This window comes from Litchfieldia alkalitelluris, assembly GCF_002153425.1.
Classification (GTDB): Bacteria; Bacillota; Bacilli; order Bacillales; family Salisediminibacteriaceae; genus Evansella; species Evansella alkalicola.
On record NZ_KZ119600.1, the window covers coordinates 2,977,119 to 2,994,210 of the forward strand.

The window sequence follows — 17,092 nt, forward strand, 5'->3', positions numbered from 1 at the left end:
ATGATTAACCCTCCATTACAATTAATTGTGGATCATTCAATAAACGTTTAATATGATTTAAAGCATTCTGTGCCGTTGCACCATCAATAATACGGTGATCAAAACTTAATGACAATGCAAGTACTGGAGCAACCACAACTTCTCCGTCTTTCACTACTGCTTTTTCTGCAATACGCCCAATACCAAGTATAGCAACTTCAGGATGGTTGATTACAGGAGTGAACCATTGTCCTCCAGCTGAACCAATATTAGTAATTGTACATGATCCGCCTCTCATTTCGTCCGAACCTAATGTACCCTCACGTGCTTTCGTTGCTAGCTGATTGATTTCATCTGAAATAGCAAAAATTGATTTACGATCAGTATCTTTTACTACTGGAACAAGTAATCCTTTTTCAGTGTCTGCAGCAATTCCTATGTTATAGTAATGCTTATGAACAATCTCTTCTGTAGCATCATCTAAAGATGTATTTAAGATTGGATACTCCCGAAGTGCAGAAGTTAAAGCTTTCACGACGTATGGTAAGAAAGTAAGTTTAATTCCTTTTTCTTGACCGACTGCCTTGAATTTTTTACGATGCGCTACTAAATCCGTCACGTCTATTTCATCCATTAATGTAACATGAGGTGCAGTATGTTTTGAGTTAACCATCGCTTTTGAAATAGCTTTTCGAATTCCAGACATTTTTTCACGCGTTTCTAGTTCCGCATTTGCTGGTTGGTATGGAGCAACTGGCTTTTTCTCTGCTGCTTGTGTAGTTGTTGGAGCTTCTGCTGCTGTATCAGTAGCGCCTCCTGCTGCAACTGTTTCACCAGATAAGTACTTATCGATATCGTCTTTTAGAACACGTCCATTTTTACCACTACCTGCAACTTTTGCAATAGTTACCCCTTTTTCACGTGCATATTTACGTACAGACGGCATCGCAATTACTCGACGATTTTCATCTACATCAGCTTGAACAGCTGGCTCAGATGCTACCTCTGCTTTTGCTTGATCATTTTCTTGTGTTTCTTCTTGTTGTGATTCTTCTTCATCATGGTCTCCGTGTGCTGATGGAGGTTGAACAGCATCTGTTTCAAAAGAAACAATTACCGTACCGACTGTTGTTACAACTCCCTCTTCCACATGGATTTTTTTAATTTTCCCATCCACTGGAGAAGGTATCTCTACTACTGCTTTATCATTCTGAACTTCACATAGTACATCGTCTTCTTTTACTTCTTGGCCTTCTTCTACTTCCCATTTAACGATTTCGCCTTCGTGAATTCCTTCACCAATATCAGGCATTTTAAACTCATATGCCACGATTTAACGCCTCCATTTCAATAATCTTTCTGTATGTTAAAAGTAAGGAGGACTGAAAAGAATATCGTCTTTCCAGTCAATGCATCTATATTTAGAAGTTAATAATATATTTAGCTTTTTCCACAATATCCTTATAGCTCGGTAGCCACGCATCCTCTGCTGAAGCAAATGGGAAAATAGTATCTGGAGCTGTTACACGTAGAACAGGTGCTTCTAGACTTAAGATTGCACGCTCGTTAATCTCCGCTACTACATGAGCTGAAACTCCAGCTTGTTTTTGTGCCTCTTGAACAACGATTGCCCGGTTTGTTTTTTCCACAGAAGCAATGATCGTATCTATGTCTAGTGGACTTACTGTACGTAAATCAATTACTTCAGCTTCAATTCCTTCTTTCGCTAATCCTTCAGCAGCTTTTAATGAAGAATGAACCATTGCTCCATAAGTAATGATTGAAATATCTTTTCCTTCACGCTTTACGTCAGCTTTACCTAACGGAATTGTATACTCCTCTTCAGGTACTTCTTCACGGAATGAACGATACAATTTCATGTGCTCTAAGAAAACAACTGGGTCATTATCACGAATAGCAGAAATTAAAAGCCCTTTTGCATCATACGGTGTTGAAGGAATTACTACTTTAACACCAGGAGTTTGTGCCATTAAACCTTCTAAACTGTCAGCGTGTAATTCTGGAGTTTTTACTCCTCCTCCAAATGGAGAACGAATTGTTACTGGCGAATGATATACCCCGCCAGAACGATAGCGCATTCTAGCCATTTGTGCTGCAATTGAGTCAAAAACTTCAAATACAAAACCGAAGAATTGGATTTCCATCACAGGACGGAATCCAGTTAAACCTAACCCAATTGCTAAACCACCGATACCAGATTCAGCAAGTGGTGTATCGAAAACTCGATCTTCTCCAAATTCTTTTTGTAGTCCTTCCGTTGCACGGAATACACCACCATTTTGCCCTACGTCCTCACCGAATACAAGAACATCTTCATTATTCTTTAATTCGTTACGCATAGCATCAGTTATCGCTTGGATCATTGTCATTTGCGCCATAGTTTACTTCGACTCCTTTTCTTTATACTCTTCCATTTGCTCCTTTAAGTTGTACGGAAGCTCTTCCCCCATAAATCCAATCAGGTCCGTAACTTTTTGTTTTGGAGCACTATCTGCTTTTTTGATCGCAGCTTTTATATCTTCTTTCGCTTGTTCTACTACTTTGTTTTCTTCCTCTTCGCTCCAAAGGTTTTTACCTTCAAGGAACTTACGGAAACGTACAATCGGGTCTTTCTTTTCCCACTCATCATCTAAGTCAGATGTACGGTATCTTGTTGGATCGTCACCTGCCATCGTATGTGGCCCATATCTGTATGTTAGTGTTTCAATTAATGTTGGTCCATTTCCAGCTAATCCACGCTCACGAGCTTCCTTTGTTGCAGCGTAAACAGCTAGAATATCCATTCCATCCACCTGTACACCGTGAATTCCAGCAGCTACTGCTTTCTGTGCAATTGTTTCTGCAGCCGATTGTTTTTCAACAGGTACAGAAATTGCAAAACGGTTGTTTTGTACAACGAAGATAGCAGGTACGTTGAATGCTCCTGCGAAGTTTATACCTTCGTAGAAATCACCTTGTGAAGCACCACCATCTCCAGTATAAGTAATGGCAACAGCGTCTTTATTTTTACGTTTTAATCCCATAGCCACGCCTGCGTTTTGAATAATTTGAGCTCCAATGATAATTTGAGGCATCAATACATTCACACCTTCTGGCATTTGACCACCTTGATAGTGACCTCTTGACCAAAGGAAAGCCTGCTCTAATGAGACACCATGATACACAATTTGTGGAATGTCACGATATCCTGGAAGGATCCAGTCTTGTTTTTCTAGGGCAAATTGAGATCCTAACATAGATGCTTCTTGCCCTGCTACAGGTGCATAGAAACCTAAACGTCCTTGACGGTTAAGTGAAATAGCACGTTGGTCCCAGATTCGTGTATAAACCATTCTTGTCATTAACTCTTTCAGTTCTTCATCTGAAAGTTTAGGCATTGCCTTCTTGTTAACAACTTCCCCTTCTTCATTCAGGATTTGAAATGTTTTGAATTGACTTTCAATATTTTTCAATTCTTTTGTCTTTTCCATGAATCAATTCACCTCTTCCTTTCTAGTCGCGAAGCTTATAAGTATAAAAATCATTTTGTATAATTCTATGCTCTTATTCACCATTGTTTAGGTTACCCATCTACATTAAAACAATGTGAATTATAACCATGAAAGAATATCACTTTTCATCTCATACCCTAAAGCTCGATTGAATAATCTTTTCTCTCTGTATCACTTTTTTAAAAAATAAATTAGTACAATGATTACCACGAATTTTAGTTTACATGAAACATTTACTAATAGTCAACGATTTTATACTTATTCTGTAGGTTTTTTAACACTGTCGCGTTGTTTATTTACGGATAGTATCACCAACCTGTTATAACCTTATTTTATGACTGTTATATATATTAGTGCAAGATTAATGCTCACAAATTAATCGAAACCAATTCCGTTTGTTTATACTTTAGAAAAAAGCATGCTGTTGCAAATGAAAAAAGCCCCTAAATTAATAGGGGCTTTTTTTTGGGTTTATTCAAATACTACATTAAGTTCTGCCATTTCATAGAAGCTTCGTTTATCTTCATTAAAATCATTTGTATATTGATTGAAGCTTTCGTTTAGTTCATTTATTTCCTTGTATGCTTCATTAACTAAATCGTGCTGTTCTTGTAAATCTTCAATTGTTGTATCTTCTTGAAAGTACATCTCATATAATTCAATATCTAAATCTATAGTCTTTACATATTGATTATAAAGCTCTTGGTATGTATTAAAACGCGCTTCCATAGTCTCAATCATTTTTTCACCATGAGCCTTTAGTTCTTCCTCTTCAATCTCTTCTAAAAAAGGAATAGCTAACTGGAATTCTTCAAAAGCTTCATCAATAATAGCTTTTTCTTCTTCCATAATTGCTCGTCTCTCTTCGGCAGACTCAATCGCTCCTTGAGCAATGCTTTCTAATTCTTCTAATTCATCGATATCTTGTAACGATTCATATTTTTCAAGCTCATTATTTTCCGCTTCAGTTAATGGTGCTTGCTTATCTTCCACAGCCTTTTCTATTTGAACTGCTTCTTCTAAATGCTCATACATAAACTCAACAGGGTTTTCCTCTTCTTCGTTACATGCTGCCAAAATTGATGTTAATAACAATGCTGCAAAAATCAGATAAATTTTCTTCAACTTTCTTTCCCCCTTAATAAGTCCATACAATAAACCGTTACTATCAAAATTAACCTAATTTAATGTTTTTTACAAGAGTTTATTTAATTAAATTAATAATGACTAGGTAAATATCCACTCCAAAAATAGTCAAATGCATATGATATAAATATACTGCTTAAAGGAGGCAATGCCATGTATAATTATAGTGGTTATTACACTCATTATCCACATGGTTATGGAGTACCCACCTACGGTTATGCAACACCTGCTTATAGCACTGGACCGTCATCAGCTTACGGTTATTATGCAGTAGGAGCTCTATCCTTGTTAGTCATACTTTTAATATTAATTGTAGTAGTTGGAGCAGGAACCCTTAGAAAAAGATATTAAGGCAGAGCAAGAAACGGGAGTAAAAAGCTCTCGTTTCTTAAGCGTGTATCGATTATAATAACATTATGCTTTAAAATAATTTAATTAACCCTTGTGTATAATATCATACCATGACTACTTATTTTAGAGAATTTTTTTAAATGAATCATTCATAAATTTTATTGTTGCTGGAAGGAGAATTTTTTATGCTTACCATGAAGGATATTATTAAAGAAGGTCACCCTACATTAAGGAAAGAAGCTGCTGCGGTAACACTACCTCCAACAGATGAGGATAAGAAAATCTTGAAGCAAATGATGGATTTTTTAGTACATAGCCAAGATCCAGAAATTGCTGAAGAGCATGATTTACGCCCAGGAGTTGGATTAGCAGCCCCACAAATAAATGTTAGTAAACAAATTATCGCAGTTAGGACTACTGACCATAATGATGAATTATTAGAAGTTGGTATGTTTAATCCAAAAATAATTAGTCATTCAGCTGAAACTACATTTCTTGAAAATGGTGAAGGTTGCCTATCCGTTGATCGTGAGGTAAATGGCATTGTTCCTAGGTATTCAAGAATTAAAGTGGAGGGTGTTACTTCAGAAGGGCAAACAATTACCCTACGCTTAAAAGGCTTCCCGGCCATTGTGTTCCAACATGAGATAGACCATCTAAAAGGGATTATGTTTTATGATCGAATTGAGGAAATAGAGGATTCATTTAAATATCCACTTCCACCGCGCGAAGTAATAAAAAGAAATGAATTTGAAGGGCCCATAGGTTAAAGGGCCCTTTATCCTTGCATTAAATTATCTTATGAAATGATTAACTACAAATTCATTGGCTACGGTGAAAATAGTTCTATTCTTTAATTAAATCCAATTTGAGTAGACCTTTATAGAGTCCGTCTTCTTCAACATCGTTAGTAACTATGTCTGCCGCTTCCTTTGCACCAATAACTGCATTCCCCATTGCCACTCCACAGCCCACATATTTTAACATTTCAATATCATTCCAACCGTCTCCAAATGCATAGCTATTCTCCTTTGGTATGCCCATAGCCTTCAACATCGCCTCAATTCCTTTTGCCTTTGAACCGCCAGAAGGTAAGATATCTATCGCTTTCTCATGCCAACGAACATAATCAAATTGAGAATGATCTTTATACCAAGGAGAGTCTTTTTCTTCAATAAATAGTAATGCTTGATAGACGTCATTTTCTAAATGAAAAGTTTTATTAAACGGTGGATGTTGCAAATCCATCCCACCGATACTTTCATGAATGAATGGGTGACTAGAATGATTTGCATAAATTTCTTTTTCGTTAAGAAAAACCATTGGTTGTTCTTTTTCATTGGCAAATTCAACAAATTTAGATAGTTCTTCAGAATTTAATGGATTTGTGAGTAAAGACTCTCCATTAAAAACGACATAAGATCCATTAAAGCTGACATAATTCATTAAATCTAATTCATTTAAAATATGACTAAACCAAATAGGTGGACGTCCTGTTGCAATGGCAACTTCTATCCCTCCCTCCTTAAGTTTTTTGATAGCATTTTTTGTACTAGAAGGTATGCGATTATTCCTATCTAATAGCGTTCCATCTATATCTAAAAAAACGATCTTTTTATCCATATTAAATCAACCTCTTTTTTATAAATTTCTTGCTACTATAAAAGTGGAATTAAGCTTACCTTATCTATATTTACATAGCCAAGTATTTATTGTCAAAATGATTTACCAACCTTTCCCTCTCAATGTTTTTTAGAAATTACAAATACTACTTATAAAAAAGAAAGCTTCATCCTTGAATTGCGTTGAAGGAGGGTTTAAAATGTTAAAAAGGTGGAGAGAACGTATATTAAAAAGATGCAGGGATTTACTCCCGAAAAACTTATATGCATAATGGAATAAATCCTTCTTTCTCTAAAATGAGAAAGAAGGATTATCATTTAGCATATTTTTTATGTATAATAAGAACGGCGAGTTTATACTTCGATTGGATCTGGGGAACATACATAGGAGAAACAAATTAATTATCGGTAATACCAATTTAACTAATCCTATCGTATAAATAAATAAATTATAATTAACAATTAAGGAGAGGATGTAAAAGATGATATTTAAAGTATTTTATCAGCAAAACACTACAGAGGTGCCTGTCAGGGAAAAGACAGAGACTCTATATGTGGAGGCTGAGTCAGTGGAAGAGGTACGTAAAAAATTAGCTGACAGAACGTATAACATCGAATTCATTACAGCAATTGAAGGACAAGTACTAGAATATGAACAACAAAACGAAAATTTCAAATTGGAGAATGTGTAAATTATGAAAGCAAAAAATCATCAAGCAGCAGTGTTCGCCCTCGGAGGTTTGGGTGAAGTCGGTAAAAATATGTATGGTGTTCAATTTCAGGATGAAATTATTATAATTGATGCCGGGATCAAATTTCCTGAAGATGAGTTATTAGGAATCGATTACGTTATTCCTGATTACACCTACTTAGTAAAGAATCAAGATAAAATTAAAGGTTTATTCATCACGCATGGTCACGAAGACCATATTGGTGGTGTCCCATATTTATTAAGGGAAATTAATATTCCTATTTATGGGGGAAAATTAGCATTAGCTCTTATTAGAAACAAGTTAGAAGAACATGGACTATTAAGGGGAGCGCAATTACGTGAGATTCATGAAGACGAGATAGTAAAGTTTCAAAAAACTTCAGTCTCCTTCTTTAAAACAACTCACAGTATACCTGACTCTTATGGTGTAGTCGTAAAAACTCCTGCTGGTAATATCGTTCATACTGGTGACTTTAAATTTGATTTCACCCCAGTCGGTGATCCAGCAAACTTAACAAAAATGGCGAAGATCGGTGAAGACGGTGTACTTTGTTTATTATCAGATAGTACTAACGCAGAAGTTCCTGGCTTTACGATGTCTGAGAGAAAAGTCGGAGAAAGTATTGACCAAATCTTCCGTTCTGTAGAAGGTCGTATTATCTTCGCAACTTTTGCTTCTAATATTTATCGTTTACAGCAGGCGGTTGAATCAGCTGTTAAATATCGAAGAAAAATTGCTGTTTTTGGTAGAAGCATGGAATCTGCCATTAATATCGGATTAGAATTAGGCTATATAAAAGCACCTAAAAGTACTTTTATTGATGCATCTCAATTAAATAAATTACCTGCGGATCAGGTTGCAATCTTATGTACTGGTAGCCAGGGAGAACCAATGGCAGCACTTTCTAGAATTGCCCATGGAACTCATCGTCAAATACAAATCATACCTGGGGACACAGTTGTGTTTTCATCTTCCCCTATTCCTGGTAATACTTTAAGCGTGAGCAAAATCATTAACCAACTTTTCCGTGCTGGTGCAGAAGTTATTCACGGTTCTTTAAATGATATTCATACATCAGGACATGGTGGACAAGAAGAACAAAAGTTGATGCTGCGTTTGATCAAACCAAAATATTTCATGCCGATACACGGTGAGTTTCGTATGCAAAAAATGCACGGTAAACTTGCTGAAGAATGTGGTGTAGCAAGTGAAAATATATTCTTAATGGACAATGGCGATGTACTTGCACTAGATAAAAGCGAAGGCAGTCTAGCAGGGAAAGTACCTTCTGGATCTGTATATGTTGATGGTAATGGCATCGGTGATATTGGTAACATCGTATTAAGAGATCGAAGAATACTTTCTGAAGAAGGACTTGTTGTCGTTGTCGTCAGTTTGAATATGAAAGAGTTCAAAGTCGCTGCTGGGCCTGATATTATCTCCCGTGGATTTGTATATATGAGAGAATCAGGTGATTTAATAAATGAAGCTCAAGCAAAACTTACAACGCACCTAGAAGGACTCATGGAGAAAAAGACATCTCAGTGGTCTGAAATTAAAACAGAAATTACAGATATGCTCGGACCATTTTTATATGAAAAAACAAAGCGTAAGCCAATGATTTTACCAATCATTATGGAAATCTAATAAAAAATAAAATGTCTCGTGGAAACTAATTCCATGAGACATTTTTTTATTTGGTTAAGGTGATTTTTTGTATTTAGTCCTCATCGTTAAATAAGTCTTGTTCTAAACGATTAAGATCATTATCTGCCCCGATAACTATGAGAATGTCCCCCTGTATAATCAATTCATCTGCTGTAGGCGACACATTAATCTCTTCTTTTCGCTTAATTGCCATGATGTTACAACCAAATTTAGCGCGAATGTTAAGATCTATTAGTGATTTCCCATTGACAGTTTCTCCAGCCATAAGTTCCACAATACTATACTCGTCCGAAAGCTCAAGATAATCGAGTACATTTTTTGAAACTATATTATGGGCTATCCTAACTCCCATGTCCCTCTCTGGATGAACTACTTTATGTGCACCAATCTTATTTAAAACTTTTTCATGATAATCATTTTGTGCCTTAACAGTAATATGGCGTACACCCTGTTCAACAAGCATCAGTGTCGTTAATATACTGGACTGGATGTTGTCACCAATTGCAACAATAACATGATCGAAATTTCTAATCCCTAGGCTTTTTAATGTATCTTCATCTGTTGAATCAGCAATTACTGCGTGTGTTGCTATGTTAGCATATTTATTTATTTTATCTTCACTTATATCTATCGCAAGTACTTCCATTCCTTGCTTCACAAGGGATTGACAGATGCTACCTCCAAATCTACCTAAACCAATTACTGCAAATTGTTTTTTCATTTGAGTGCCTCCAATAATGAAGTGAATACATAGTAATTTTAGCACAATAATTTTATTTGGCACTCTATTATTTTTAACGCAACTATGAAAATAGAAAAAACTGACCTTATAAAGCATAAGATCAGTTTAAGATTTTATTCTGTTATTCCCAGTACTCTTTTCACACGCTTTGTCAGCATTTTCATTCCACCACTACCTGCTTGAAAGTGCCGTAATTGACCTTGTTCATCAAAAACATAGTAACTAGGCACATATTGATTTTCAAAAGCATCTTTGAGGGTATGTTTACTATCTACATAGACTGGTTGGGTTATCCCATGCTCAGCTACTACTTTTTTTATTTCATTCATATCTAGATCCTTTTCAGATCTAGGCATATGTACAGCAATTACATTTAGTTTATCTTTATATTCATCACGAAATTCATTTATATTAGGCATAGCATCTTTACAGAGACCACAACTTATTGACCAAAAATGAAACAGTGTTGGTTTATCTCCAATCAATTCATCACGAGTCACTTCTCCATTTATCCATTCCGTAGCGCCATCTAATGAAGGCATAGGGCTTCTTAATTTCATTATCAACACCTCCTGTAATAAACATCTATAACTTGCAAAATTAATATAAATTTAAGGCTGTAACGTCTCTTGTCCAGGTTTCCAGTTAGCTGGGCATAGTCCTCCAGTTTGTAATGCCTGAAGCACTCGTAATGTCTCATCCACATCTCGACCAATATTATTATGATTTACAACGGAGTACATTAATTCTCCTTCAGGGCTGATAATAAATAAACCACGTAGGGCAATTCCTTCCTCTTCAATTAACACACCATAGTCACGGGATACGGAGTGATTCGTATCTGCTGCTAATGCATATTTAAGCTCTCCAAGTCCATTATCATCACGACTTGTATTAATCCATGCTTTGTGAGTATGAATTGTATCAGTAGATACACCGATAATTTCAGCATCTAAGTCTTCAAATTCATCATAACGGTCACTTAATGATGTAATCTCTGTAGGACAAACATGGGTAAAGTCCATTGGATAGAAAAATAAAACTGTCCACTTATCAGCTTTCATGATTTCTTCTAAACTAACTTTTCCAAATTCCTTATCAGGCATTACTGCTTCCATTTCAAATCTAGGTGCTTGTTTGGCAACCATACGCTTATCTGACATGAGATAACCCTCCTATTTTTTCCACTATCATAACAATGATATTATAAATTTCCCTAATCAATCAGTCAACGAATACTTGTGGTAATTTGTCGTTTTTTCACTAAGTAATTTGCCCTTTCCAGTCATCTTCTAAACATAAAAATCGAATATCGACGTATGATAACTTCTATGTGAATTCATTATAGTTTTACATGTAATACTTGTATGGTAAACTCTAATACCTAATATTAAATACAGATAGGAGTGCATATAATGAATGAATGGTTATCAACAATTGATTGTTCGGCATGGGTGTCAGCGGCACTCATTATTGCAATACAACTAATTATTATATTAATTGTATTTACAATAATTAAAGGAATAGGCAAAAGGATTATCTCTAGCTCTTTTGAAAAAATGAGTCAACAACGAAACATGTCTCCAGGACGAGCAAAAACATTAGAGAAGCTAGCAAATAATGCCTTCACTTATGTACTTTGGTTTATATTGGCTACCATTATAATTGGCTTATTTGATTATGATGTAACTGCATTAATTGCTGGTGCTGGTATCGTTGGTTTGGCAATTGGATTTGGCGCACAAGGATTAGTGAGTGATATCGTTACTGGTTTTTTCATTCTCCTAGAAAAACAACTAGAAGTTGAGGAATATATCACAGTTGCTGGGATAGATGGAATTGTGGAAGAAGTGGGGCTTCGTACAACAAAAATAAGAGGTTTTGACGGTACTGTTCATTTCATTCCAAACCGAAATATAGAGAGTGTCAGTAACCATTCACGCTCTAATATGAGGGCGTTAGTTGATATTAGTATCAGTTATGACGAAAATATTGATGAAGCAATAACAGTGCTACAAGATGCTTGTAATCAAGTAGCTATGAAGCTAGACACAATTACCGAAGGTCCTAATGTAATTGGTGTTCAAAGTCTTGGTGACAGTGATGTTGTTATTCGTATCATTGCTAAGACTGTTAACATGGAGCAGTGGGCCGTTGAAAGGGAACTTCGACAAGCAATGAAAGAGGCACTTGATAAGAATAATATTGAAATTCCATTCCCACATCAAGTATATATTCAGAAATAATTGTTGCCTGAAAGATGAGCTACAAAGCATTTACTCATGATTTCTATTTTCACGGGTAGACAATAAAAAAGGGCTTAGCATCATTTGATGTTAAGCCTCTTTATCGTTTATTGATTAGCTTGATTGATCTTTGATTCAACTTGTTCACAGATTTGATCTGCATTAAGACCTTGCGCACTAATAACAGATCCTTGTGTTATTGTATCTTGGATACCCATCATATTTTCATCTTGCCCCGTAATTACACAGCAATCACAGTCAGCTGCATCTTGCTCCTGTTGCAATTGAACAACTTGATGTCCTTTCGCTTCTAAAGCTTGCTGCACGTCAGTTAATGATTGTTCTACACCAATTTTAGCCATAGTATAGCCCTCCTTTATTCATTTACACTCTATAAGATGACCAAAATTTAAAGTACTATACTAAAATTTTTCCAATCATAACTATACAGTTGGTAAGTAAAATAATGTATAAATAAAAGAGACATAAAAAAATGTGCAAATCGATGGGGTTAGCACCTATTTACACACAAATTAGTTTATCTTTTTAAATAGTTAATCAGAAGTTTTATAGCAACGTCCACAGCTTCTTCTTTTGGATTCAATTTTGAAGAGTGTAACCCATGCTCACTTCCAACTCCTAGCCAAAACATGAAACCAGGTATTTCCTCTAAGAAGTAGCCGAAGTCTTCTCCAGTCATAGCTTTCGGACTTTCATAGTACTCTACATCATCAAGTCCCTTAACAAAATCAATGAAATCATTCGTCTCCTTCTCACTGTTAAAAACTTGACAGTAATTAGCACCATAATCTATGCTCGTCTGACAGTCAAAACTAGCTTCGATTCCCTTAGCCATTCCTTCAATACGCTCTTTCACCAAATTCATAGCCTCAATAGAAAGGGTACGGATTGTACCTTCTATACGAGCGTCTTCAGCGATGATATTCTGTTTCGTCCCACCAGAAATTTTCCCAATAGTTACTACTGCAGAATCAAGTGGCGATACATTACGAGAAACTATTGTATGCAGTTGTGTTATAAAGTGGCTTGCTGCAACAACCATATCATTCGCTTGATGTGGGTAAGCAGCGTGCCCCGCCTTTCCCTTTAGATCTATAAATAATTCACTCGTATTCGCAAACAGTAGACCTGTCTTCGTTCCAATCGTTCCTACAGGTAATTCTGGCGCAATATGGAGTGCAATCATCCGATCAGGCTTCCACTCTTTAAACTCTGCAGTCTCCAGCATAGGTTGTGCACCACCAGGTCCTTCTTCAGCAGGTTGAAACACAAATAGAAGATTATCCTTCGGTTGAGTTTCAGAAAAATAAGTCAACACTCCTAATGCAATACTCATGTGTAAATCGTGACCACAAGCATGCATCATTCCTTGGTGGCTTGATGAAAAAGGGAGCCCTGTTTCTTCCGTCATCGGTAAACCGTCCATATCTGTCCGGTAACCGACTGTTATTGCTGGTGCATAACCATGAACCTTCACTAAAATACCAGTCCGCCAAGTTTTCACTTCTAAATGATCCTGTGATAAGTCCCTAATATAATTTAAAAGATAGGTTTGTGTTTTCTCTTCTTGAAACCCTGGCTCTGGAATTTGATGGAGCTCACGACGAATGTGAATAAATGGGTCTGTATTAAAATCAATCCTAGTTCCCATTTTTACTCCTCGTTTAATTTACGAAGCTCTTGCTTAATCTCTGTCTTACCTTTCGTTTTCTCATCAATTTCCTTGATTACGCGAGCAGGAGTACCTGCAACAACAGTGTTTGGTGGTACATCTTCCGTAACAATCGCGCCTGCAGCGACTACTGCACCTTCACCAACTGTTACACCTTCAAGGATTACTGCATTTGCACCAACTACAACGCCATCTTCTACAATAACAGGTTTCGCAGATGGCGGCTCAATTACACCAGCTAATACTGAACCTGCACCAATATGACAGTTCTTACCTACAGTGGCTCGTCCACCCATTACTACGTTCATATCAATCATTGTACCTTCACCAATAACAGATCCAATGTTAATAGAAGCACCCATCATGATGACGGCATTATCCCCAATTGATACTTGATCACGAATAATTGCACCTGGCTCAATACGTGCTTTAATATTTTTCATATCTAATAAAGGAATAGCAGAATTACGACGATCATTTTCTACAACAAAGTCTTCAATCTTAGCTTCATTTGCTTGGATAGCGTCTTGAATTTCCTTCCATTCTCCAAATAATACCCCTGTATCACCTTGGATAAAGGATTTTGTTTTTGCTCCAAAATCTATACCCGCTAATTCTCCCTTTATATGTACCTTAACTGGAGTAGATTTTTCACTGTTTGAGATAAAGCTGATAATTTCGTTTGCATCCATCATTTTCATTGTTATATCCTCCTATACATAAATAAAATACATACTTATCATAGACATTCACTAACAAAAATGCAATGTTTAAGCAAAAATTAAAGGAAAACAAAAGCTGTCACCAAGTAGTGGTAACAGCTTAGTATGTTTCATCATAAAACAACGAATCTTCCATCAACCAGAGGTACATTGGGCCTTCTTCTTTTGTATCTCTCTCTATCATCAAATCGTACTCTTCCCAATCATATATTTCGTTCCATAATCCGTCCATTTCATTCAAACCAGTGTATTTTAAATCATGTTGTATCTCAGCTTCTACTTGTTGCCATTCTGCTAGGTCAAGGGCTTCACCTGGAAAAGCCATCGCATTTACCTTTTCAGAGTCGGGGTTTACAAAATAAGTTAAAATATCATAAGCAAAATAGTATCCACCGTTATACATCCCAGTTTCCAACGGTTCTCCTAGTTCTTGATAGAGCTCTTCTTCATGACTCCCAATCTGTATATTTTTACTGAGAAATAACTCAGTAATCATATGCATTGGAGCCTCTTTTTGAACAATTGATAAGTCCTCATTTTTTTCTTCTATCGTTGCTTTAGATAAGTGGGCATAGGATAGAGACCACACTACTGTTACAAGAAAGAACGTCGTTAATATAAAAATCCATTTTATTCTCCTCTGTTTCATCAGTGTATCTCCTCCTTTCTATTTCCCTTCCCATTCTTAAATATGATTAATCTTGTTATTCATATATATATATATGTATGTGACAACTTCTAAAAATAGACAAGCTACATGTATGATATTTATTTTTTTAGAGAAAATACAGTTATGGGATGTAGCAGATAATGCACAGTACAAGTCTTCTTTCAAGGCTTTACTTTACAGGTGAGATCCCTGTACATCCCGCCAGCACTTATCCCATTATTATATAAGACGTATAAACGAACAGAAAGTTTCACAAGAAAAACAGCTCACAGAATAATGTGAGCTGTTTTTTTGATTAACCCCTAACTTTATGAATTAACTCATCTAGTTTTTTCGGATCATATCCAACCACCATATCTCCCTCAAAATATACGGTTGGGGTACCCATTACATTTAAATCCTTCCATTCTCTAAAATTTGCAGGATCTTCAGAAACATTCTTTGTTTCAAAAGGTGCACCATTTTTCTCTAAGTGTTCAATAACCTTCTCACAGTATGAACATCCTTTACTAATATAAACTGACATCATCATCCCCGAACGCTCCCCTCAAAAATTGTAACTTAATTATATTTTTTATTAACTCCCCTGAAAAAAACTATAGACTGGAGTTATCTTTTGCTGCATCTACACTAGTAGACATTTTATCCATCTCTGCCTTTTCCATGTATATACTTCTGCTAGGAAATGCGACAGAAACTGCTTCTTCTTCTAAAATTCCCATTATCCGTAGGTTTATATCTTCTCTCACCCTTAAAAATTCTTCCCATTGGGTTGTTTTTGTGAAAAAGTATAGAAAAATGTCTAAACTGCTACTATTAAAAGCGTTGAATCTCACCATGATTAATTCTTGGTGTATTTCGTCATGATTTCTAAGCATATCATCTATTCTTTGTACACATCTTTCAATTTTTTCCTTTGGTGTGGTGTAAGTTATACCTAAATTAAAGGTAATTTGTCTCTTCCCCATTTGTGACCAGTTAGTAATTGCTTGGTTTGCTAAGGTGGAGTTAGGTACCGTCACCAATGCTTGAGCAAAAGTTCGGATTTTTGTACTTCGGAATGTAATATCCTCCACAGTCCCTTCCACAGTAGGCGTGCTGATCCAGTCACCTAGCGTAAATGGTTTTTCTGTAATAATAACGACTCCACCAAAGAAATTTCCAATTGAATCTTGAGCTGCTAGGGCAAAGGCTAGTCCACCTAAACCTAGTCCAGCAACAAATCCACTTACATCGTAATCCCACTCACTGGCAATGATACTAAGGGACATGGCAATAATTGCAAATCTCACAAGTTTGGAAATAAACGGCATCAGAATATCATCAAATTCTATATCAAACCTCTTGCCTACCTTCATAAAAATTTCTGATGTTGTGGAAGACAGGTTATATAATCCCCAAGCAAATTGTGTAATTATAAACGTTCTAAAGAGTCTCCCCATTATATCATCATAGGCATCTGGGAAAGGAAGATATAAATAGGCAACATAGAAGCCAATAATAACAAAGAATACCCTTATTGGCTTTTCAAATGCTAATAAAATATTTGTAATAACGTCCGTAGGAGCTTTTCTAGAGAATCTGAGAATTAATTTATATAAGTACTTTGTCAATATTTTTCTGAATACTAAAAAAATGAGTATGATTCCAATAGCAATCCCTATTTCTTCCCAACTTACTTTTTGCCAAGAACTGATAATAGTTGTAATTGCTTCAGGAGACTCTGGAATATTTTCAGGCATATGTAATTTTCCTTTCCATTTACTTTTAGAGTAATGTATAAAACATCATCTATCCTCTACAAATCCATATTAGTGAGGTGACTGCTTTTTCTACACCATACTTACTTAATCTTAACTTGAATTAGAAAATGTGTAAATGCTATACACGCACATCAAATAAGAAAAACTTTTTGCAGATTTCCCCTAATTTCCACTATGGTAACAGTGATAAGTTTTCTAAATTTAAAAAATTGTCAAACATCTTTATTGATAGCGGTTTCATTAACGTCTGATTAATGGTTTAATA

General features: G+C 35.8%; 19 protein-coding genes. 5 read left to right on the plus strand and 14 right to left on the minus strand.

Annotated elements, in window-relative coordinates; all coding sequences use genetic code 11:
• Window positions 1-4: 4 nt before the first annotated feature.
• The 4 genes from BW724_RS14275 to BW724_RS14290 form a co-directional block, all read right to left on the minus strand.
• The gene (locus tag BW724_RS14275; protein WP_088075859.1) at window positions 5-1,309 is read right to left on the minus strand and encodes a dihydrolipoamide acetyltransferase family protein; all 1,305 of its coding nucleotides are present in this window, start codon (window positions 1,307-1,309) and stop codon (window positions 5-7) included.
• A gap of 91 nt (window positions 1,310-1,400) precedes the next feature.
• Window positions 1,401-2,378, minus strand: a complete 978-nt coding sequence (locus BW724_RS14280; RefSeq protein ID WP_088075860.1) for an alpha-ketoacid dehydrogenase subunit beta — start codon at window positions 2,376-2,378, stop codon at window positions 1,401-1,403.
• 3 nt (window positions 2,379-2,381) lie between these two features.
• Window positions 2,382-3,470, minus strand: a complete 1,089-nt coding sequence (gene pdhA / locus BW724_RS14285) for a pyruvate dehydrogenase (acetyl-transferring) E1 component subunit alpha (RefSeq protein ID WP_088075861.1) — start codon at window positions 3,468-3,470, stop codon at window positions 2,382-2,384.
• A gap of 492 nt (window positions 3,471-3,962) precedes the next feature.
• Window positions 3,963-4,616 carry a YkyA family protein gene (locus tag BW724_RS14290; RefSeq protein WP_176371416.1) on the minus strand — a complete coding sequence of 218 codons (654 nt, stop codon included), beginning with the start codon at window positions 4,614-4,616 and terminating at the stop codon, window positions 3,963-3,965.
• 174 nt (window positions 4,617-4,790) lie between these two features.
• On the opposite strand from BW724_RS14290, the gene BW724_RS14295 reads away from it, so the two are divergent.
• Together BW724_RS14295 and def are read left to right on the plus strand one after the other, a co-directional pair.
• A complete protein-coding gene (locus BW724_RS14295) occupies window positions 4,791-4,988 on the plus strand; it encodes a hypothetical protein (protein ID WP_088075863.1) in 198 nt (65 codons plus the stop codon).
• A 185-nt stretch (window positions 4,989-5,173) separates the two neighbouring features.
• The gene (gene def / locus BW724_RS14300) at window positions 5,174-5,758 is read left to right on the plus strand and encodes a peptide deformylase (RefSeq protein WP_088075864.1); all 585 of its coding nucleotides are present in this window, start codon (window positions 5,174-5,176) and stop codon (window positions 5,756-5,758) included.
• 76 nt (window positions 5,759-5,834) lie between these two features.
• Here the strand turns inward: def and BW724_RS14305 are convergent, their stop codons facing one another.
• The gene (locus tag BW724_RS14305; protein WP_088075865.1) at window positions 5,835-6,611 is read right to left on the minus strand and encodes a Cof-type HAD-IIB family hydrolase; all 777 of its coding nucleotides are present in this window, start codon (window positions 6,609-6,611) and stop codon (window positions 5,835-5,837) included.
• A gap of 481 nt (window positions 6,612-7,092) precedes the next feature.
• Here BW724_RS14305 and BW724_RS14310 point away from each other — a divergent pair, with 481 nt between their 5' ends.
• Window positions 7,093-7,302: a DNA-dependent RNA polymerase subunit epsilon gene (locus BW724_RS14310; protein ID WP_088075866.1), complete on the plus strand. Its 210-nt coding sequence runs from the start codon at window positions 7,093-7,095 to the stop codon at window positions 7,300-7,302.
• Window positions 7,303-7,305: 3 nt separating this feature from the next.
• Window positions 7,306-8,970, plus strand: a complete 1,665-nt coding sequence (rnjA, locus tag BW724_RS14315; protein ID WP_088075867.1) for a ribonuclease J1 — start codon at window positions 7,306-7,308, stop codon at window positions 8,968-8,970.
• 73 nt (window positions 8,971-9,043) lie between these two features.
• Here rnjA and BW724_RS14320 read toward each other — a convergent pair whose 3' ends face one another.
• The 3 genes from BW724_RS14320 to BW724_RS14330 all read right to left on the minus strand — a co-directional run bounded on the left by BW724_RS14320 (window position 9,044) and on the right by BW724_RS14330 (window position 10,896).
• On the minus strand, window positions 9,044-9,712 hold the full coding sequence (locus BW724_RS14320) for a potassium channel family protein (RefSeq protein ID WP_088075868.1): 669 nt from the start codon (window positions 9,710-9,712) through the stop codon (window positions 9,044-9,046).
• Window positions 9,713-9,846: 134 nt separating this feature from the next.
• The gene (locus BW724_RS14325; RefSeq protein ID WP_088075869.1) at window positions 9,847-10,293 is read right to left on the minus strand and encodes a TlpA disulfide reductase family protein; all 447 of its coding nucleotides are present in this window, start codon (window positions 10,291-10,293) and stop codon (window positions 9,847-9,849) included.
• 51 nt (window positions 10,294-10,344) lie between these two features.
• Complete coding sequence (locus BW724_RS14330; RefSeq protein ID WP_088075870.1) at window positions 10,345-10,896, minus strand: peroxiredoxin; 552 nt, start codon at window positions 10,894-10,896, stop codon at window positions 10,345-10,347.
• A 252-nt stretch (window positions 10,897-11,148) separates the two neighbouring features.
• Here BW724_RS14330 and BW724_RS14335 point away from each other — a divergent pair, with 252 nt between their 5' ends.
• Entirely contained in the window at window positions 11,149-11,979 is an 831-nt protein-coding gene (locus BW724_RS14335; protein WP_088075871.1) for a mechanosensitive ion channel family protein, read from the plus strand.
• Between the two features lie 107 nt (window positions 11,980-12,086).
• Here the strand turns inward: BW724_RS14335 and BW724_RS14340 are convergent, their stop codons facing one another.
• The 6 genes from BW724_RS14340 to BW724_RS14365 all read right to left on the minus strand — a co-directional run bounded on the left by BW724_RS14340 (window position 12,087) and on the right by BW724_RS14365 (window position 16,806).
• Window positions 12,087-12,341, minus strand: coding sequence for a YkuS family protein (locus BW724_RS14340; RefSeq protein ID WP_088075872.1), 255 nt, complete (start codon window positions 12,339-12,341; stop codon window positions 12,087-12,089).
• A gap of 176 nt (window positions 12,342-12,517) precedes the next feature.
• Window positions 12,518-13,651 (minus strand): N-acetyldiaminopimelate deacetylase, encoded by a 1,134-nt coding sequence (locus tag BW724_RS14345; RefSeq protein WP_088075873.1) that lies wholly within the window; start codon window positions 13,649-13,651, stop codon window positions 12,518-12,520.
• Between the two features lie 2 nt (window positions 13,652-13,653).
• Window positions 13,654-14,373: a 2,3,4,5-tetrahydropyridine-2,6-dicarboxylate N-acetyltransferase gene (gene dapD / locus BW724_RS14350; protein ID WP_088075874.1), complete on the minus strand. Its 720-nt coding sequence runs from the start codon at window positions 14,371-14,373 to the stop codon at window positions 13,654-13,656.
• A gap of 121 nt (window positions 14,374-14,494) precedes the next feature.
• Window positions 14,495-15,043: a hypothetical protein gene (locus tag BW724_RS14355; protein ID WP_088075875.1), complete on the minus strand. Its 549-nt coding sequence runs from the start codon at window positions 15,041-15,043 to the stop codon at window positions 14,495-14,497.
• Between the two features lie 316 nt (window positions 15,044-15,359).
• The gene (locus BW724_RS14360) at window positions 15,360-15,596 is read right to left on the minus strand and encodes a glutaredoxin family protein (protein ID WP_088075876.1); all 237 of its coding nucleotides are present in this window, start codon (window positions 15,594-15,596) and stop codon (window positions 15,360-15,362) included.
• A gap of 64 nt (window positions 15,597-15,660) precedes the next feature.
• Entirely contained in the window at window positions 15,661-16,806 is a 1,146-nt protein-coding gene (locus tag BW724_RS14365) for a mechanosensitive ion channel family protein (RefSeq protein ID WP_088075877.1), read from the minus strand.
• Between the last annotated feature and the right edge of the window lie 286 nt (window positions 16,807-17,092).